This window comes from Actinoplanes sp. NPDC051470, assembly GCF_040682035.1.
GTDB lineage: Bacteria > Actinomycetota > Actinomycetes > Mycobacteriales > Micromonosporaceae > Actinoplanes.
The window spans coordinates 24,763-42,464 of the sequence record NZ_JBFBAA010000051.1 but is presented as its reverse complement, the minus strand read 5'-3'; the positions used below and the strand labels follow the sequence as shown (position 1 = coordinate 42,464).

Below are 17,702 nucleotides of genomic sequence, written 5' to 3'. Positions count from 1 at the left end.
GCATAAGTCACCGCTTCAACCAAGACCCATCCCACGCCGCTTCGCGCCGCGGGATGCTGCCGCGTATCTGGTCACGGTCGATTTTCGAGTTAGGCGGGCGGGATGAGGCGGCCACCGGTCCAGGCCAGGCCCATGCCGGCCGCGAGCAGCAGCAGCGCGCCGATGGTGGGGAACGGCTGGACCGCGTACGAGCCGGCGCCGATGGACACCGCGGCCAGCATCAGCAGCACACCGTCGGCCGGGTTGACCAGGCGGCTGCGGAAGACTGCCCAGCCGAGCAGCAGCCAGCCGGCGCCGAGCACGGCCGCGCCGACCATCGCCGCGGTGTGCATGTCGCCGCCGGTCAGGGTGCTGCCGTCCGGCGCGACGCCGGCGGGCAGGGCCGAGATGGGCAGCAGGATCGTGGCGCCGGCCAGGCCGATCAGGAGCCCGGTCAGGGCGGGGCGACGGGTACGCGAGCCGGCCAGCAACGCCGCCAGCGCGATCATCGCGATCGTGGAGCACCATCCGGCCGCGAGCCGGACGACGAGCGGGCCGGGCGGGGTGGCCACGCCGAGCCCGGACCAGCCGAGCAGCAGCGCGCTCACCGGCAGCGCCCACAGGGCCACCCGGGCGTAGCGGCGGACCGACCAGATCCACACCGCCTCGCGTACGGGCAGCAGGTGGTCGTCGGAGGTCGCGGGGACCGGGCGCGCGGCGCCGACCCAGGCTGGTGTCACTCGGAGCGGGCGTCCGCTCGCGGTCTGCCGCTGGCTGATGCTCATGGCGCGTTCCCTCGCTCGGGTCACGGCCGAGCGGCTCGGGGGCACCGTCGGTGGGTCCTCTGCGGACAGCCTCGCAGACGATCTGATATTCCGACGTGAAACCCCCGAAAAGGGACACAAGTTTCCGGTGGGGCGGCCGGTGAGGGCCGCGGTTGTCCGGTGGGGCGGCCGTCACCGGCCGCCCCATCAGAGGATCAGGCGCGTTCCTGCTGCTGTGCGCCGTTGTAGTCGGCGCCGCCGAGCGCCGCCGACGGCGGGACCGGGTCGGGAGCCGGGAGGCTCTTGGGCGCGTTCTGGTCGCCGGAGACCTGAGCCTCGGCCTCCCGCACCTGCCGGCCGACCGCTGCCGCCTCGGCCGCCGCGGCCTCCGCCGCTTCGACCGCCTCGCGCTCGACCGCGCCCGAGTCGATGTTCTCGGTGGGCTTGTCGTTGGCCATGTTGGCCAGCCCGCCGAGCGCGCCGCCCAGACCGTCCAGGGCCTTGGTCAGCTCGGTCGGCACGATCCAGACCTTGTTCGCCGTGCCGTTGGCGATCTGCGGCAGGGCCTGAAGGTATTGGTAGGCCAGCACCTTCTGCGACGGGTTCGAGGTGTGGATCGCGTCGAAGACCATCCGGATCGCCTTGGCCTGACCCTCGGCCTGGAGGATCCGGGCCTGCCGGTCACCGTCGGCGCGGAGCACCTGGGACTGCTTCTCACCCTCGGCGGTCAGGATCGACGCCTGCTTGTGGCCCTCGGCGTTCAGGATGGTCGCGCGGCGCTCCCGCTCGGCGCGCATCTGCTTCTCCATCGAGTCGCGGATGCTCGGCGGCGGCTCGATCGCCTTGATCTCGACCCGGGTCACCTTGATGCCCCAGCGACCGGTGGTCTCGTCGAGCACGCTGGACAGGTGCCGGTTGATCTCCTCGCGGCTGGTCAGGGCCCGCTCCAGGTCGAGCGAGCCGATCACGTTACGCAAGGTGGTGACGGTGAGCTGCTCGATGGCCTGCAGGAAGTTGTTGATCTCGTACGTGGCCCGTACCGGGTCGACCACCTTGAAGTAGAGGACCGTGTCGATCGAGACCACCAGGTTGTCGGACGTGATGACCGGCTGCGGCGGGAAGCTGACCACCTGCTCGCGCATGTCCACCTTGCTGCGGACCGCGTCGACGAACGGCACGAGCAGGTTGAGTCCGGGCGACAGGGTCCGCTTGTACTTGCCCAGCCGTTCCACCACGTCCATCCGCTGCTGCGGCACGATCCGCACCGACCGGATGAGCGTGATGACGGCGAACAACGCGATGATGAAAATGAGAATGCCGACGACAGCGTCCATAGCGCCCCTCAGATATCTGGCATGTCATCGCGCCACACGATGGCCGTGGCGCCGGTGACCTTGACGACCCGGACCCGCTGGCCGGGTTGGTATTTCTCGGTGTGGTCCATGACGCGGGCCTGCCACAGCTCCCCGTCGATCTTGACCAGACCGTGCTCGGTGTCGACTTCCTCGAGCACGGTCGCCCGGGAGCCGGCGATGGCCTCCACCCCGATCGGGGTCTCGCCGGACTCCAGTGCGGACCGCTGATGTCGCATGATGATCGGCCGGACCGCCCCCACCGACAGGGCCGAGACGACCGCGAAGACGATCGCCTGGACCAGCACCGGCGCGCCGAGCGCGGCCGCGCCCGCGGCGGCCAGAGCGCCCACCGCGAAGAAGATGATCAAGAACGTCGCCGTGAAGGCCTCACCGATCGCTAGCGCGATGGCGAGGACCACCCAGAGCACGGCTTCCATACCTGAATCGTGACACGTCTACGCACGGACTGCGCATCCACCTCATGCCCGAAGACGCACCTCGAGGCTCAGACCGTCCAGCCGAATCTCAGCTTCGCCGGTCAGCTCTCTCCACTGGGCGACGGTGCGGGCCCGGCGCCGCAGCCAGCTCAGCGTCAGCCGGGTGAGCGCCGCGTTCACGGCGCTCAGTCCCATCGCGGCGACCTCGGCGGCGATGTCGGCCCGGGTCGCTTCGGAGTTGAGGTCCTGGATCACGGCCAGACCGCCGGGCCGCAGCACGCGGCGCATCTCGTTCAGCGCGGCCGTCGGGTCGAGGAAGTTCTTGAACGCGGCCTGGCAGACGACCAGGTCGAACGAGCCGTCGCCGAACGGCATCGCGGTGGCGTCCCCCGGCCGGAAGTCCACATCAACGCCGGCCCGGACCGCCGTCTCGCGCGCGATCTCGACCATCGTGTGGCTGATGTCGAGCCCGGTCACCGGGTGACCCAGGCGGGCCAGTTCGACGGCGTGGTAGCCCGGACCGGGCGCCACCTCGAGCACGGTCGCGCCCGGCGCCTCGGCCGACAGCTTCGACGCCGACCGGCGGTAGGCCGACATCTGTGGCGCGCTCCCGCGCTGTTTGGCGTACCACCGCGCGGAGCGGCCTTCCATCTCGGGAACCCGTAGCTTCATCACTTGTCCTCCAGCAGCGCCCGGAACTCCGGCGGCGCCTCACCGCCGGATTCGTGCCAGGCCTGCCAGTCGGCCAGTCCCGGCAACGTCTTGTCGCGGAGCTCGCCCAGCAGCCCGCGCACCCACTCGGCCTCGGCGGCACGGACCGCGAGGCCGAACTCCTCCTCGATCAGGAACAGCCGCGGCACCGTCGCGGCGTCGATCTCGAGCGTCGACCGGCGGACCGTGATCTCGCGGTCGAGCGCGGCCAGGCGCACCTCGAGCAGTGCGGCGGCCTCGGCCGGGCTGAGCACGCCGAGCACGGACAGCGCCGCGGCGAACCGGGGCCGGTCCTCGGCCGGGTCGCTGACCAGCTCGGTCATCCAGTCGTGCAGCTCGGTGCGGCCGGCGTCGGTGATCGTGTAGCGGGTGCGCTCGGGGCGGCGGCCGGCCCGGCCGGTCTCGACCGGCTCGATCAGCTCGTGCTTGGCCAGGTTGCCGACCACCGTGTAGAGCGAGCCCCACTTGATGGCCATGTCGTGCTCCTTGCCGGTGCGGCGGAGCACGGTCGCCATCTCGTACGGATGCATCGGCTCGCCCGGCGACAACAGCGCGAGCAGCGCCAACGCCGTCAGATTGCCCACCTTGCGCGTCTTCTTCGCCACCGAGATCCTTATCCGCCGCCGAATATTCGTTGCCGAGTATACGCACGAATCTCCGTAGCCAGAACGGGCCGAGGCAGTTAGACATGGAAATCCCGACCGAAAGGCCACCCGTGACCCTGCTGCCGGAATCCGTGCGACGTGTCTCCGAGATCACCGCTGCCGCGCAGTCCTCGGGCCGGGTGCCGTCGGTCGCCCTGGGCGTGGTGCGCGACCGGGCCGTGCTCCACTTCGCGGCGGCCGGCGAACATCCGCGGCCCGACCCGAAGACGCAGTACCGGCTCGGGTCGATCACCAAGACGTTCACCGCGACGATGATCATGCAGCTGCGCGACGAGGGGTCCTTCGCGCTCGACGACCTGCTCTACCGGCACCTCCCGGGCACCCCGGTCGGCGGCATCACCCTGCGCCAGCTGCTCGGGCACGTCTCGGGCCTGCAGCGCGAGCCGGACGGCCCGTGGTGGGAGCGCAACGACGGCGGCACCGTCGAGCAGCTGCTGGCCGGGCTGGCGCCGGAGAAGCTGTCCGGCCGCCCGTACCGGGCATTCCACTACTCCAACCTGGCCTACGGGCTGCTCGGCGCCGTGCTCGAGAAGGTCGCCGGCGAGTCGTGGGCCACCCTGGTCGGCAAGCGGGTGCTCGATCCGCTGGGGATGAAGCGGACCACCTACGCGCCGGTGGAGCCGTTCGCCCGCGGCTACGTCGTCGACCCGGTGCACGGAACCCTGCACGAGGAGCCCCGGCCGGACGCCGGCGCGATGGCCCCCGCCGGCCAGCTCTGGTCCACGATCACCGACATGGCCAAGTGGGCGGCGTTCCTGGCCGACCCGGCGCCCGCGGTGCTGGGCCGGGAGACGGTCGACGAGATGTGCGTGCCGGTCTCCCTCTACGACCTCGAGTCGTGGACCGGCGGGCACGGGCTGGGGCCGGAGCTCTACCGGGTCGGCGAGCGGGTGTACGTCGGGCACGGCGGCTCGATGCCCGGCTACGTCGCCACCCTCGCCGTGCATCGCCGCAGCCGCCTCGGGGTGATCGCGTTCGCCAACGCCTACGGGCTGAGCCGCGGTTCGATCCAGCAGGTGGCTCTGGACGCGCTGACCGCGGTGCTCGACACCGAGCCGGAGGCCGTCAAGCCGTGGCGTCCGGCCGCCCCGCCCACCCGCGAGACGGCCGAGCTGTCCGGCCGCTGGTGGTGGATGGGCCGCGAGCTCGAGATGCGCGCCGACGGCGACGACCTGGTGATGGCCGTGCCCGGCGAGGAAGACTGGCGCTTCGTCCGCGAGGGCGGCGACCGCTGGCGCGGGGTCAGCGGCGAGCAGCTGGGTGAGATCCTCCAGGTGATCCGCGCGGTCGACGGCGCGGTCGAGGCCCTGGACATCGCCACGTTCGTCTTCCGCCGAGACCCCGCCCACCTGGCGTGACCGTGCTCCTTTTTTGAGATCAAGACCGTTCTCCGGGTACGGGCACAGCACGTGCCCGTGACCCGGGAGCGGCCGCCGTCGTGGTCACCCTCCGCGTCCACCGCCGGGTTGTCCCGCGTCCACCGCTCCCGAGTTCCGCGGCAACAGTTGGCGCGGGATCGGCCGCGGCTTTCGGGCAACCCGGCGACGATGGCGCACGGTCAGACCGCAACTCCCGGCTGACCCGGCGGCGATGGCACGAGGCCGACCGCAACTCCCGACTGGCCCGGTGACGTTGACGCGGGGCCGGGCCCGACTTCCCGGTGACCCGATGACGGTGGCGCCGGGTCGGCGGCGGGTGGCGCGGCTGGGCCGGAGCGGGTCGGCATGCCGATGGCCAGGCCGGTCGCGACCAGGGCGATGCCCGCCCAGACCAGGGGGCCGGGCATCGGCTCGCCGAGGGCGACGCCGGCCGCGGCGGCCGCGATCGGGGCGACGCCGGTGAGCAGGCCGGCGCGCCCGGCGCCGAGGCTGTGGACGGCCGAGTACCAGAGCACGAACGCGCACGCGGTCACCCCGACGGCCAGATAGGCGCCGGCCAGGATCTCGGCGCCGGTCAGCGTGGTCACCGCCGACGGCCCCTCGGCGACCAGCGCGTACGCGCCGAACAGGGCCGCGGCCAGCCAGGTGGTGTGCACCGAGACACCGACCGGGCCGTGCCGGCCGAGCAGCGGAACGGCCAGCAAGGTGAACCCGGCCTCGCAGGCAAATGTGACAACCGCCCAGCCGATGCCGACCGCGTCGGCGCGGCCCGCGCCCTCCACCAGCACCGCTCCGACCGTCACCACCGCGGCGGCAGAAAGAACGCTCTTTCTCGCTCCCCCGCGGCCGCCGAGCGCGGCGAGCACGATCGGGACGCAGGCGACGGCCACGCCCAGCACGGCCGGTTCGGCGTGCTTCGAGCCCTGGACCAGCGCGATGTTGAAGAGGACGAGGCCGGCGCCGGTGACGCCGAGCAACCAGAGCCACTCGCGGCCGCGCGGCCTCTTCAGGGACCGGCCGGTGAGCCGGGCATAGCCGACCAGCAGCAGGGCCGCGGCGGCGTAGCGCAGCGACTGGATGGTGGCCAGCGGCGCGGCGGCGAGCGCCCCGGACACCGCGACGCTGCCGCCGACGAAGACCATGCCGGCGGCGCCTGAGGTGATGCCTTTTCCGTTCACACGGTTCATGCTGGTCAGGCGAATGGTCCGGGTGAAGGACCAATCAGGGCTTCGGGAGGTGGACCATTCCAGAATCGGACTTCGGCCGGCCCGCGACGGCGCAGGGCAACGGCCCCGACTTTCCGCAGCCACCGCCCGCGACGGCACCCGGCAACGGGTCGGATTTTCTGCAGCTGCGGCCCGAGACGGCGCCGGGGAAGGGGCTGACGGCGTGGCTGGCTGACGGGTTGCGGGCGGCGATCCGGGCTGGGCGGCTGGCGCCGGGTGTGCGGGTGCCGGCCAGCCGGGTGCTCGCCGCCGACCTGGGCGTCTCGCGGGGCGTGGTGGTCGAGGCGTACCAGCGGCTGCTCGACGAAGGGCTGGTCACCGCCCGGGCCGGCGCCGGCACCGTGGTCAGCACGCTGGGTGCGGCGGCGCCGCCGTCGGGGGTGACCACCGATCGGCGTACGGGGGCCGGCATCCGGCTGCCCGTGCCGGTTCCGGCGGGCATCCGCTACGACCTCTCCCCGGGCGTGCCCGACCTGTCGGCGTTCCCCCGCGCGGCCTGGTTGCGCGCCGAGCGGGCGGTGCTCGACGGGTCGACCGGCTCGGATCTCGGCTACGGCGACCCGGGCGGTCATCCGGTGCTGCGCCGGGAGCTGGCCGGGTGGCTGGCGCGGAGCCGCGGGGTGCGCGCCGAGCCGGACGACGTGATCGTGGTCAGCGGCGTCGCCCAGGCGCTGGCGCTGCTCATGCAGACGTTGCGCGCGAACGGGACGACCGAGGTCGCGGTCGAGGATCCGGGGTCGCGCGGGGCGCGCGACCAGATGGTCCACTGGGGTGTGCGGCCGGTGGGGGTGCCGGTCGATGACGAGGGGGTACGGGTGGACGCGCTGCGCGCCGCCGGTGTGGACGCGGTGGTGCTCACGCCGGCCCACCAGTTCCCCACCGGGGTGGTGCTCAGCCCGGCCCGCCGCCGCGATCTGCTGGACTGGCCCGGGCTGGTGATCGAGGACGACTACGACGCCGAGCACCGGTACGACCGGGCGCCGGTCGCCGCGCTGCAGGCCTCGGCGGCGGCGCGGGTGGCGTACGCGGGAAGCACCTCGAAGTCTCTCGCCCCGGGCATGCGGCTGGGCTGGCTGATCGCGCCGGCCCGGCTCCGCCCCACGCTGCTGGCCGCCAAGCACGCCAGCGATCTGGGCAATCCCACGCTGCCCCAACTCGTGCTGGCGCGGCTGCTGGCCACCGGCGACTACGAGCGGCACCTGCGCGCCGTCCGCACCCGCCAGCGCCGCCGCCGGGACGCCCTGCTCGACGGCCTCCGTTCGCATCTCCCGTCGGCCCGGGTCACCGGCGTGGCGGCGGGCCTGCACCTCGTGGTCACCCTGCCCGGCGACACACCCGATACGGAGCTGGCCCTGGCCTGCGCCGCCGAGGGCGTGATGGTGCAGCCGCTCTCCTGGCACCGCCACGCCCCGGGCCCGCCGGGCCTGGTCCTGGGCTACGCCGCGTCCACCCCCGACCGCCTGCGCGAGGCCGCCGCCCTGATCGCCTCAGCGGCCGGCCGCCGGCAATGAGATCGCGGCAGCAGCCGGCACCCGGCACCCGGCACCCGGCACCCGGCACCCGGCACCCGGCAACGAGGGTGACCGGCAACCGGCAACGAGGTGACCGGCAATGAAGGTGACCGCTCACGTAGCTGAAGCGAGGGCATCCGTGGCGGGAGGGCCAGGCTTCTTGATCATGGCAATCGTCGCGGCCGCCGCCCGCCTCCCCCGCCCTTGTGGGTGGGCGGAAATGTAGCCGACGGGTGTGACGGTTTCCGGCGGTTGTCCACAGGCGCGGCGAAAAGGAGGGTGACCAATTACGCAGATGAAGGGTGGGGGGCTCTGTTCTGGCCGCCCCGCGGCCTTGGAGCCGCCCACCCGGCCTCGGCGGGAGCTGCGGTCTGTACGCCCCACCCAGGTACGACATCTGTCATCTCTTGATCTTGATCTGGGGCCGGACGATGTGACCTCGGCGGGAGCAGCGATCTGAACCACCCACCTCGCTACGACCGGAACTTGATCTTCAGAGGTACGGCTCGGTCACGAAGTCGATCAGTCGTTCCATCGAGTTGATGAGCGGCGTCTCGACGTCCTTGTAGCTGCTGACCGAGCTGAGGATGCGGCGCCACATCTCGTAGGGCTCGCGCACCCCGACGGCGGCGCAGACGCCCTCCTTCCAGGGGCGGCCGGGCGGGATGACCGGCCACGCGCGCAGGCCGACCCGCTCGGGCTTCACGGCCTGCCAGACGTCGATGTACGGGTGACCGGTGACCAGCACGTCCGGGTCCTTGACCGAGGCCACGATGCGGCTCTCCTTGGAGCCGGGCACGAGATGGTCGACCAGCACGCCCAGGCGGGCCTTCGGGCCGGGGCCGAACTCGCGCACCGCACCGGGCAGGTCGTCGATGCCGTTCAGCGGCTCGACCACGACGCCCTCGATGCGCAGGTCGTCGCCCCAGATGCGTTCCACCAGGGCGGCGTCGTGGACGCCCTCGACCCAGATGCGGCCGGCCTTGGCCACCCGGGCCTTGACGCCGGCCACCGCGGTCGAGCCGGACGCGGTGCGGGTGTGGGCCTGCCTCGGCGGCGCGGGGGGCGGCTTGCGGAGGGTCACAGTCTGGCCTTCCAGCAGGAACGCGGCCGGCTCCAGCGGGAAGTTGCGGCGCTTGCCGTGCCGGTCCTCGAGCACCACCGCGCCGTACTCGAAACCGACCACCGCGCCGCAGAAGCCGGAGTCCACATCCTCCACCACCAGGTCACGCTCGGCGTCCACCTCGGGCACCACCTTGCGCCGCCGCCAGTTACCGGATAGCACGTCCTCCCCATACATGGGACGCACCGTAACCCGTGTCATCTAACACGCCGTATCTGACGCTCCGGCCGAGACAAGGCTGTCGGACGGCACGTACCCTTGCCGCATGTCCCCCGCAGCCAACGCGGCCACCCTCACCGCACGCCGGTCGACCCGGTTCGTGACCTGGGTGCGCGCCTGGCGGGCCGGTCTCGTTCCCTTCGACGAGCTCGACGGCGAGATCGCCGGCGACGAGGAACACCTGGTCGCCGACGCTCCCGGCACGTGGACCGACGTCCCGCTGGCCCAGGCCCTGCCCGTCTTCGCCAAGTTGCATCCGGACGAGATACGCCTCGTCCTGCCCGCGCCCGGCGACCCGCGCGGCCTGGCCGGGCCCGGCCCGCTGACCGGTGCGGCGATGCTCGCGGGCGAGGCGGTGATGACGCCGTCGTTCGGTGTGGTGCCCGAGGTCCGCACGCACACGTCCGGCTCCGGCGTCACGTTCGAGACCGTGCTGTGGCGGGTCATCCCGACCGAGTCCTACCGCCCGGGCTTCCAGATCGGCGCGGCCGAGGCCGAGCAGGAGCTGACCCAGGCGCTGACCGACGCGACCACGGCACTGACCCGGCTCGACGTCGCCCAGTGGCGGCCCGAGCTGGCCGGCGCGCTGCAGGCGTTGCGGCGCCCCGACAGCACGGCGACGCTGCCGCCGGGCTTCGACCCGCGGGCGCGCCGGGTGTTCGCCCGGGCCAGCGTGCTCGACCAGGTGCTGACGCTGGCCGAGCACAACGCGCCGGGCGGGGCGGTCAACACGTACGAGGCCCAGCAACGCGATGTGGCCCTGCGCCCGCTGACCGCCGCGTGCCGCCAGGCCCTGGTCGCCGCCTGCAACTCGCCGCTGGGCTGAGGCGTGCAAGACCGGCTCGCCCACTGCACCTTCTGCGGCGCGCGTTTCACCCCCAACCAGGCCTGGCCACGGCGCTGCGCCGCCTGCGCCGAGATCAGCTACCGCAACCCGCTGCCGGTGGCCGTGGTGGTCCAGCCGGTCGGTGACGGCCTGCTGGTGGTACGGCGCGGCATTCCGCCCGCCCGCGACCGGCTCGCCCTGCCCGGCGGTTTCATCGAGGTGGGTGAGACCTGGCAGGAGGCGGCGGTACGCGAGCTGAAGGAAGAGACCGGCATCGTCCAGGCGGCGTCGGACGTCCGGCTGTTCGAGGCGTTGAGCGCCCTGGACGGCATCCTGCTGGTCTTCGGCGAGCTCCCGCCGCTGCTGTCCCTGCCGTCCTTCGTCCCCAACGACGAGACCCTGGCGCTCGAGGTGGTTGCCGGGCCGGTGCAGCTCGGTTTCCCGCTGCACACCGAGGTGGCCGACACCTGGTTCGCGCGCCGCAACCGAGCCACTACCGGCTGACTTCTCCGGCGGATGGGTGACGCGCCGATCTTCCTGGCGCCCAGATCAACCCACCCAGGCGAAGGTGCACGGACGCACATGACCTCTCACCTGCGGCTCCGCCGCGCCTCCACCGCCCTGCTCGCCGCTCTCACCGGGGCCGGCATCGCTGCTGCGCCGGCCCAGGCCGCGGCCCCGACCGGGCGCTACATCGTGGCGCTGCACGCGTCGCTCGGGCTGAGCGCGGACTCGCTCGGCTCCGCGGCCGACCGGCTCGCCGGCGACCGGGTGGGTGACACGCTGCCCAGCGTCTCCGGGTTCACCGCCATGCTGACCGCGGGCGACGCCGCCCGGATCGCCGCCGACCCGGCCGTGGCCATGGTCGAGCCGGACCGTCGCGTACGCGTCGCCGGCACCCAGCGCGACCCCAGGTGGAACCTGGACCGCATCGACCAGCGCGCGCCGAGGCTCAGCGACACCTACACGCCGTCGAGCGCGGCCTCGGCGGTGCACGCGTACGTCATCGACACCGGCGTCTGGCTGACCCACGACCAGTTCCGGGGCCGGGCCACCAGCGGGTACGACTTCGTCGACAACGACCGCGACGCCACCGACTGCGACGGGCACGGTACGCACGTGGCCGGCACCATCGGCGGCCGGACCACCGGCGTGGCCAAGGGCGTGCGGCTGGTCGCCGTGCGGGTGCTGGACTGCAACGGCGAGGGCTACACGTCGGACGTCATCAAGGGCATCGCCTGGGTCACGGCGCACGCGAAGAAGCCGGCCGTCGCCAACATGAGCCTCGGCAGCGAGCCGGACGAGCTGGTGGACCGGGCCGTCGCCAAGTCGATCGCGTCCGGTGTCACGTACGCGGTGGCGGCCGGCAACGAGGGCGCCAGCGCCTGCCTGTCATCGCCGGCCCGGGTCGCCGCCGCGATCACCGTGGGCGCCGCCAACGCGAGCGACCGCCGCGCGTCGTTCTCCAACTACGGCCGATGCGTCGACCTCTTCGCCCCCGGCGTCGGCATCGTCTCGTCCTTCCCGGGCGACTACGACGGCGACGATTCCATGTACGCCACCATGGACGGCACCTCGATGGCCAGCCCGCACGTGGCCGGCGCGGCCGCGATGCTGCTCGCCGCCACCCCGTCGCTGAGCCCGGCCAAGGTCGCGTCGCGCCTGCTCGCCGCGAGCACCCGCAACAAGATCCCCAACGCCGGCACCGGGTCGCCCAACAAGCTGCTCTTCACCACTCCCCCGCCGGCCGCCACCCGCATCGCCACCGCGACGTTGCCGGCCGCCGCCACCGGCCACGCCTACCGGCAGCAGCTCGCCCGCACGGCCAACCTGACCGGCGCCTGGACCCTGGCTTCCGGCACCATGCCGCACGGCCTGTCCCTGACCCGCGCCGGCGTCCTCTCCGGCACCCCGGCCACGGCGGGCAGCTACAAGCTGCGGGTCCGCTTCACCGACTACGTCCCGAGGGCGGTCGAGCGCACGCTCACCCTGACGGTCAAGTAGAGCCGCCGGCCGCGATCACCGGCCGGTCATGAAGCGCGCAGGGGCAGCGGGTGGCCGCCTCGCCGGCGCCGCGCGGGCGGCGGGACATCCGGCGTACGGCGATCGGCACGATGACCGGCACCCGGGTGAGCAGCTTCAGCAGGCCGTTGCGTCGTAGCTCGCCGAAGACGGCGGTTCGGGCGATACGCAGGACGGCGACCAGAATCTTGTCCGGGCGGCGCCGGCGGACGCCGAGAACGAGCAGGTAGCCCAGGCAGAGCAGCTCTCCACGCCAGAAAGCGGTACGCCGGGCGGCGTCGAGCGCACCGGACGCGATGCCCTCGGCTTGACGCAGGTCGCCCTCGGCCGCCTTCAGCGTGGCCTCGGTGAGTTTCACCTGAAGCCAGGCCGAGCTGATGTTCGAGCCGGCCTTGACCAACCGCTGTGCCTCGGCGATGTGGTGTGCGGCCGGGTCGAGAGCGCCGGCCGCGATGAGCGGCTCGGCGATCCGGAGGTGGATGAACGCGTTCGAGCCGACCTCCTCCGGGCATCGGTCCTGGAACGCCTGGCCCGCCAGGTAGAGGTCGACCGCGGTCTGGAACTGCCGATCCACCTCGGCGATCCGCGCCAGGAAGTGGTACGCCGTGGCGATCCAGCGCGCGATCACCAGGTCGTCGGCCGATGCCTCGTACTCGCGGGCTTCGAGCAGGACCGCCCGGGCCCGGTCGACATCCTGGAACGAGGTGAACAGCGCCATCCCCTGGTAGACCAGGGAGGCGCAGCGATACTTCTGCCGGTACCGCTCCGGGGGCATTCCGGTCCGCAACCGGTCGACGGTCGCGATGACGTCGTCGTACCGGCTCACCTCCAGCTGGTAGCCGGCCAGCGTGACGATCGCCGTCGCCCATTCCTCCGAGCCCGGCGGCGCTCCCTCGACCGCCGTCCTGATCGCGTCCAGACGCTCGTCGCTCTCGATCTCGACGGATCCGAGGTACGCGGCCTTGGCGAGCCACAGCCCGGTGATGTCGGCGTGGTTGGCCCGCTGCACCTCGATGGCGCGCTCGAGCCCTTCGGCGACCTGCCGGTCGTTGGCGGGCTCACCGAGGTTCGCCGCGAGCCGGCCGAACTCCGTGAAGAACGCCGCGAGCATGTCCGCGTCGACGACGCCCGGGCGCTGGGCCATCTCGTCGACCGTGAACACGTACGTGGGGAACTCTTCCCGGATCTCGGCCGCCTTCTTGGTCCGGGCCGCCTCGATCAGGCCTTTGACGTCGTTCGTCCACCAGTCCCGGCTCCCGGTCAGCCCGCCGAGCCGGCCCTGCCAGGCCTCGGCGTCGAGAGGTCGCGTCGTCATCACGCCGAGCAGGGCCGCTGCTGGGCGCAGAAGAACTCCCGGAGCAGCGAGTGGACGGTGAAGCGCTCGTTGTTGCGTACCGACTTGACGAGCGCGAGCCCGCAGGCCATCGCCCGGGCTCGGAGGAACTCGTCATGGTCGGCGATCGTGCTGAGCCGGTAGAACTCCTCGGACGTGACGCTGGTGCCCGCCGGCCGGGCGCAGAAGACGGCCATCAGCCTGGTGACCAGAGCGACGGCCCGTTCCTGAGCGACGTCGGCGGGCAGGCCCGGGTCGCGGAGTCGCTGTTCGAGCACGTTCAGCGAATTGACGTAGCAGAACGTCCACACCGCACGGCCGAGGTCGCCGGTGACATCACGGAGCCGGCCGATCACCTCGCGGATCGGCAGTCGCTCGACCCGGGCCTGGTTGATGATGATCTGGATGAGCAGCGGTGTGCGCTCGGCGGCCCGGACCACATCCTCCAGGTCGCTCTTGCGAGGGTCGAGGGTTCGGTCGTCGGCCGCCAGGTAGCGCGCGTACTCCGTGGCGGCGTCGTGGTCAGGCCCGTCCCAGGTGCGTTCCTTCAGGCGGCCGACCCGGACTCCGGCGACGGACTCGCGCGTGGTGATCACCACCTTGTGCGGCCCCAGGATGCCGGAACCGGCCAGGTACCGGACGGCGACCTCGGCCTCCTCGGTCTCCAGGTTGTCCACGACGATGAGGCAAGGGTCGGCCGGCAGCGCGGCCGGGAGCTGTTGCTCGATGAGGATCTCGTTGAAGTCCTTGCCGGGCGCCAGCTGCTGGGCCAGATCGACCAGGATGGCGTGCCAGTCGATCTTCTCCCGTTCGGCGTCGCGTTCGAGATGGCCGACCCGGTCGATGCGGCTGAACTTCGCGGTGACGCTCGCGACCCGGTGGAAGCCGGCCGCCTCCGCGTGCCGCCGGACCAACTCGTAGGCGAGGGCGGTCTTGCCGACGCCGGCCGCACCGAAGATCGAGATGATCGAGGCGCCATCCGGGTTCCGGAGGCTCTCACCCAGGTGTCCGAGCTCCTCGTCGACACCGAACAGCCGCTCGTGGTCGACGTTGGTGACATCGCGGAGCCGGAGCAGGTCATCGGCGAGCGGCGGCCGCCCGGGAGCCGGCGGAGCAGGTGGCGGCTGCTTCGGCGCGGCGCGCGGCCCACGATCGCGGAGCGCCACGACGAGGCTGGCGACGGCGACGAGGAGACCGGCCCCGGTGAGCACGGCCGACGTGACGCTGGCGACCTGGTCGGCCCGCTCCAAGGTGATCACGCCGACGCCGAGCACGCACAGGCCGAGCACCGCCAAGGTGGCGCCGACGATGAGCAGATGCCACCACTTCGGCTGCTTCACGACCTCAATGTAGGGGCGGAGCGGTGCCTGACGGCCGTACCGGGCGGTGATCGTTTTGGGTCAGGCCGACCGTACCTCGAAGGCGGACCGAAAGCGGGCTTGCGATCTTGGTCGTACGACGGGGGATCCATCACCTGGTCCGAGCGGCTGTTCGGACGCGGTTGACCGCGACCAGGGCCAGGACGCCGGCATCGACGGCCCAGGTGGCGCCGTAGTAGAAGGCGTGGCGCACCGGGTCGGGCCGGCGCAGGCCGTGGCGGAACCCCAGAGCGGCGCCGGCCAGGGTGGCCAGGGCGATCACGGCGGCCGCCACGGGACGGCGCGGCAGCGAGGGTTGGTCCGGCAGCGATTTCCGGCGCCGCCACGCCCAGGTTCCGATCGCCACGGCGCCGGCCGCGCCGCTCGCGTATTGCGCCCACTCGTAGGCCGGCAACGGGCCGATCCGGGCGTTCAGGGCGGGGACCAGCCGCACACCCCAGCCCCCGGCGTGGGTGAACGAGTCCCACACGATGTGGGTGACCGCCCCCAGCGCGAGCCCGGCGACCACCCGGAGAGCATCGGGCCGGGCCAGTGTGACGCGCCGCCCGAGCACCGACCCGACGGCCGGCCCCAGCACCCGCAGCCACGCCTCGTGCACCAGCAGGCCCGCGGCCACGTCGACCGTGACCACGCCGAGGAGCCGGTGGCTGAGCGCGCGGCCGTACGGCACCGGCAGGTAGAACGGCAGGTCGGGCACCATGCTGCCGACGACCAGCGCGGACAGGGGCAGCGGCGTCCGGCTGAACGGCAGGACCGCGGCCGGATGGGATCCCGTGAACGGCACCCCTTGATCATCCCGGATGAGGGGTCCGCGCAGCGGACGAAGCGCAACCGCTCACGCACGTGGAGCGCAGCGACCCTCGGCGGGAGCGACGGTCAGCACCCACCACCCGGCTACGACCGGACCTTGATCTAGATCTCGTCGATCAGGTCGGCCACGCTGTCGATCACCCGGGACGGCCGGTACGGGTAGCGCTCGCTCTCGGCGCGATCGCTGATGCCGGTGAGGACCAGGATCGTCTCCAGCCCGGCCTCCAGCCCGCACAGCACGTCGGTGTCCATCCGGTCGCCGATCATCGCGGTGCTCTCCGAATGGGCCTCGATCGTGTTCAGGGCCGAGCGCATCATGACCGGGTTGGGCTTGCCGATGAAGTACGGGTCGACGCCGGTCGCCTTGGAGACCATGGCCGCCACCGAGCCGGCCGCCGGGAGGGCGCCCTCGTTCGACGGGCCGGTGGCGTCGGGGTTGGTGCAGATGAACTTGGCGCCGCTGTCGATCAGCCGGATGGCCTTGGTGATCGCCTCGAAGCTGTACGTGCGGGTCTCGCCCAGCACCACGTAGTCGGGGTCGAACTCGGTCAGCACGTAGCCGGCCGCGTGCATCGCCGTGGTCAGGCCGGCCTCGCCGATCACGTAGGCAGTGCCGCCGGGGCGCTGGTCGGCCAGGAACTGCGCGGTGGCCAGCGCGGACGTCCAGATCGCCTGCTCGGGGACGTCGAAGCCCATCCGGTTGAGCCGGGCCTGGAGGTCGCGCGGGGTGTAGATGGAGTTGTTGGTCAGGACCAGGAACGGCTTTCCCGACGTCTTGAGTTTGTTCACGAACTCGGGGGCGCCGGGCACCGGCACGCCCTCGTGGACCAGCACGCCGTCCATGTCGGTGAGCCAGCTCTCGATCGCCTTGCGCTCGGTCATCTCGGTCCCCCTCGGGTGGGCGCCGGGCAGCAGTCGGTCTGACAGATGTCCCAGACCGGGAGGGTACCGAGCCGCTGTTGCGGCGCGTTTGCGGTGCGTTCCAGGACCAGTTCGCGGATCATCGCGACGAACGCCGGGTCGGTGCCCGGCGTGCCCGCGCGGACATAGCCCAGGCCCAGGTCACGAGCGGTTTCGAGAGCCTCGTTGTCGAGGTCCCAGAGCACCTCGAGGTGGTCGGAGACGAAGCCGATCGGGCTGACGATGACGTCGGTCACGTCCTTCTCGGCCAGCACCCTGAGGTGGTCGTTGATGTCGGGTTCCAGCCACGGGACCTGCGGCGGGCCGGAGCGGCTCTGCCACACCAGGTCCCAGCTGAGCTCGGGCGCGGCGGCCGCGTGGACCAGCGCCGCGGTCTCGTTGAGCTGGGCGGTGTAGCGGCCGCCGGTCGGGCCGGCGTTCTCGGCCATGGTCGTCGGGATGGAGTGGGCGGTGAAGACCAGGCGGGTGGTGGCGTGACGGGCCGGGTCGATCTCGGTCAACGCGGTCCGGACAGCGGAGACGTGGGGCCCGACGAAGCCGGGGTGGTCCCAGAACTGGCGCAGCTTGGTGATCTTGGGCGCGCCCGGCCCGACGTGTTCGACGGCGGCCGCGATGTCCTCCCAGTACTGCCGGCAGGACGAATAGCCGCCGTACGCGCTGGTCGCGAAGCCGAGCGCCGACTCGACACCGTCGTCACGCATCTGGGCGACCGTGTCGGCGAGCATCGGCGCCCAGTTCCGGTTGCCCCAGTAGGCCGGCAACGAGATCCCGTGGGCGCCGAAATCGGCCCGGACCGCGGCCAGCAGGTCGCGGCACTGCTGGTTGATCGGGCTGACCCCGCCGAAGTGGTAGTAGTGCTCGGCGACCTCCAGCAACCGCTCCTCGGGCACGCCGCGCCCACGCGTCACGTTGCGCAGGAACGGCATCACGTCGTCGGGGTGCTCGGGGCCCCCGAAGGAGAGCAGAACAAAGGCGTCGTATGGCACGACGCCATTGTCCCACCAATGGTCAGAGAGCTCCGTCGGGCTGCGGACCGGCCGGT

Annotated in this window: 17 protein-coding genes; 5 read left to right on the top strand and 12 right to left on the bottom strand. The window is 72.3% G+C overall.

Translation table 11 applies throughout. The features are described 5' to 3' along the window. Window positions 1-89: 89 nt before the first annotated feature. From AB0M54_RS45400 to AB0M54_RS45380, 5 genes are all read right to left on the bottom strand, one after another. Complete coding sequence (locus tag AB0M54_RS45400; RefSeq protein ID WP_364479087.1) at window positions 90-764, bottom strand: hypothetical protein; 675 nt, start codon at window positions 762-764, stop codon at window positions 90-92. A 194-nt stretch (window positions 765-958) separates the two neighbouring features. Beyond that, window positions 959-2,077, bottom strand: a complete 1,119-nt coding sequence (locus AB0M54_RS45395) for an SPFH domain-containing protein (RefSeq protein WP_364324924.1) — start codon at window positions 2,075-2,077, stop codon at window positions 959-961. An 8-nt stretch (window positions 2,078-2,085) separates the two neighbouring features. Then, the gene (locus AB0M54_RS45390) at window positions 2,086-2,535 is read right to left on the bottom strand and encodes an NfeD family protein (RefSeq protein ID WP_364324927.1); all 450 of its coding nucleotides are present in this window, start codon (window positions 2,533-2,535) and stop codon (window positions 2,086-2,088) included. A gap of 42 nt (window positions 2,536-2,577) precedes the next feature. Next, window positions 2,578-3,207, bottom strand: a complete 630-nt coding sequence (locus tag AB0M54_RS45385; protein ID WP_364479084.1) for a class I SAM-dependent methyltransferase — start codon at window positions 3,205-3,207, stop codon at window positions 2,578-2,580. Continuing rightward, the gene (locus AB0M54_RS45380) at window positions 3,207-3,851 is read right to left on the bottom strand and encodes a PadR family transcriptional regulator (protein WP_364324933.1); all 645 of its coding nucleotides are present in this window, start codon (window positions 3,849-3,851) and stop codon (window positions 3,207-3,209) included. The genes AB0M54_RS45385 and AB0M54_RS45380 overlap by 1 nt, the downstream gene beginning before the upstream one ends. Window positions 3,852-3,961: 110 nt before the next feature. Here AB0M54_RS45380 and AB0M54_RS45375 point away from each other — a divergent pair, with 110 nt between their 5' ends. Next, window positions 3,962-5,269, top strand: coding sequence for a serine hydrolase domain-containing protein (locus tag AB0M54_RS45375; protein ID WP_364325517.1), 1,308 nt, complete (start codon window positions 3,962-3,964; stop codon window positions 5,267-5,269). A 200-nt stretch (window positions 5,270-5,469) separates the two neighbouring features. On the opposite strand, the gene AB0M54_RS45370 is transcribed toward AB0M54_RS45375, so the two are convergent. Continuing rightward, complete coding sequence (locus AB0M54_RS45370) at window positions 5,470-6,477, bottom strand: DMT family transporter (protein ID WP_364324936.1); 1,008 nt, start codon at window positions 6,475-6,477, stop codon at window positions 5,470-5,472. Between the two features lie 218 nt (window positions 6,478-6,695). On the opposite strand from AB0M54_RS45370, the gene AB0M54_RS45365 reads away from it, so the two are divergent. Further along, window positions 6,696-8,027: a PLP-dependent aminotransferase family protein gene (locus tag AB0M54_RS45365; protein WP_364479081.1), complete on the top strand. Its 1,332-nt coding sequence runs from the start codon at window positions 6,696-6,698 to the stop codon at window positions 8,025-8,027. Between the two features lie 493 nt (window positions 8,028-8,520). On the opposite strand, the gene AB0M54_RS45360 is transcribed toward AB0M54_RS45365, so the two are convergent. Further along, entirely contained in the window at window positions 8,521-9,327 is an 807-nt protein-coding gene (locus AB0M54_RS45360) for a DUF3097 domain-containing protein (RefSeq protein ID WP_364479079.1), read from the bottom strand. An 88-nt stretch (window positions 9,328-9,415) separates the two neighbouring features. Between AB0M54_RS45360 and AB0M54_RS45355 the strand changes: the two genes are divergently transcribed. The 3 genes from AB0M54_RS45355 to AB0M54_RS45345 all read left to right on the top strand — a co-directional run bounded on the left by AB0M54_RS45355 (window position 9,416) and on the right by AB0M54_RS45345 (window position 12,199). Continuing rightward, on the top strand, window positions 9,416-10,195 hold the full coding sequence (locus AB0M54_RS45355) for a hypothetical protein (protein WP_364324945.1): 780 nt from the start codon (window positions 9,416-9,418) through the stop codon (window positions 10,193-10,195). A gap of 3 nt (window positions 10,196-10,198) precedes the next feature. Next, a complete protein-coding gene (locus AB0M54_RS45350) occupies window positions 10,199-10,699 on the top strand; it encodes an NUDIX domain-containing protein (RefSeq protein ID WP_364324948.1) in 501 nt (166 codons plus the stop codon). Between the two features lie 78 nt (window positions 10,700-10,777). Further along, the gene (locus AB0M54_RS45345) at window positions 10,778-12,199 is read left to right on the top strand and encodes a S8 family serine peptidase (protein ID WP_364479076.1); all 1,422 of its coding nucleotides are present in this window, start codon (window positions 10,778-10,780) and stop codon (window positions 12,197-12,199) included. On the opposite strand, the gene AB0M54_RS45340 is transcribed toward AB0M54_RS45345, so the two are convergent. The 5 genes from AB0M54_RS45340 to AB0M54_RS45320 form a co-directional block, all read right to left on the bottom strand. Further along, window positions 12,192-13,532: a hypothetical protein gene (locus AB0M54_RS45340; protein ID WP_364479073.1), complete on the bottom strand. Its 1,341-nt coding sequence runs from the start codon at window positions 13,530-13,532 to the stop codon at window positions 12,192-12,194. The genes AB0M54_RS45345 and AB0M54_RS45340 overlap by 8 nt on opposite strands. After that, window positions 13,532-14,890 (bottom strand): AAA family ATPase, encoded by a 1,359-nt coding sequence (locus AB0M54_RS45335; RefSeq protein WP_364479070.1) that lies wholly within the window; start codon window positions 14,888-14,890, stop codon window positions 13,532-13,534. Before AB0M54_RS45335 ends, AB0M54_RS45340 begins: the two co-directional genes overlap by 1 nt. A gap of 130 nt (window positions 14,891-15,020) precedes the next feature. Beyond that, the gene (locus AB0M54_RS45330) at window positions 15,021-15,713 is read right to left on the bottom strand and encodes a DUF4184 family protein (RefSeq protein ID WP_364479067.1); all 693 of its coding nucleotides are present in this window, start codon (window positions 15,711-15,713) and stop codon (window positions 15,021-15,023) included. Window positions 15,714-15,841: 128 nt separating this feature from the next. Next, window positions 15,842-16,621: an HAD-IIA family hydrolase gene (locus AB0M54_RS45325; protein WP_364324963.1), complete on the bottom strand. Its 780-nt coding sequence runs from the start codon at window positions 16,619-16,621 to the stop codon at window positions 15,842-15,844. Beyond that, on the bottom strand, window positions 16,618-17,646 hold the full coding sequence (locus tag AB0M54_RS45320) for a ferrochelatase (RefSeq protein WP_364479065.1): 1,029 nt from the start codon (window positions 17,644-17,646) through the stop codon (window positions 16,618-16,620). Before AB0M54_RS45320 ends, AB0M54_RS45325 begins: the two co-directional genes overlap by 4 nt. Window positions 17,647-17,702 lie beyond the last annotated feature (56 nt).

Coding starts and splice junctions, on each gene's coding strand:
- AB0M54_RS45400 (WP_364479087.1), bottom strand. CDS start 764: ATGAGCATCAGCCAGCGGCAGACCGCGAGCGGACGCCCGCTCCGAGTG.
- AB0M54_RS45395 (WP_364324924.1), bottom strand. CDS start 2,077: ATGGACGCTGTCGTCGGCATTCTCATTTTCATCATCGCGTTGTTCGCC.
- AB0M54_RS45390 (WP_364324927.1), bottom strand. CDS start 2,535: ATGGAAGCCGTGCTCTGGGTGGTCCTCGCCATCGCGCTAGCGATCGGT.
- AB0M54_RS45385 (WP_364479084.1), bottom strand. CDS start 3,207: ATGAAGCTACGGGTTCCCGAGATGGAAGGCCGCTCCGCGCGGTGGTAC.
- AB0M54_RS45370 (WP_364324936.1), bottom strand. CDS start 6,477: ATGAACCGTGTGAACGGAAAAGGCATCACCTCAGGCGCCGCCGGCATG.
- AB0M54_RS45360 (WP_364479079.1), bottom strand. CDS start 9,327: ATGTATGGGGAGGACGTGCTATCCGGTAACTGGCGGCGGCGCAAGGTG.
- AB0M54_RS45355 (WP_364324945.1), top strand. CDS start 9,416: ATGTCCCCCGCAGCCAACGCGGCCACCCTCACCGCACGCCGGTCGACC.
- AB0M54_RS45345 (WP_364479076.1), top strand. CDS start 10,778: ATGACCTCTCACCTGCGGCTCCGCCGCGCCTCCACCGCCCTGCTCGCC.
- AB0M54_RS45340 (WP_364479073.1), bottom strand. CDS start 13,532: ATGACGACGCGACCTCTCGACGCCGAGGCCTGGCAGGGCCGGCTCGGC.
- AB0M54_RS45325 (WP_364324963.1), bottom strand. CDS start 16,621: ATGACCGAGCGCAAGGCGATCGAGAGCTGGCTCACCGACATGGACGGC.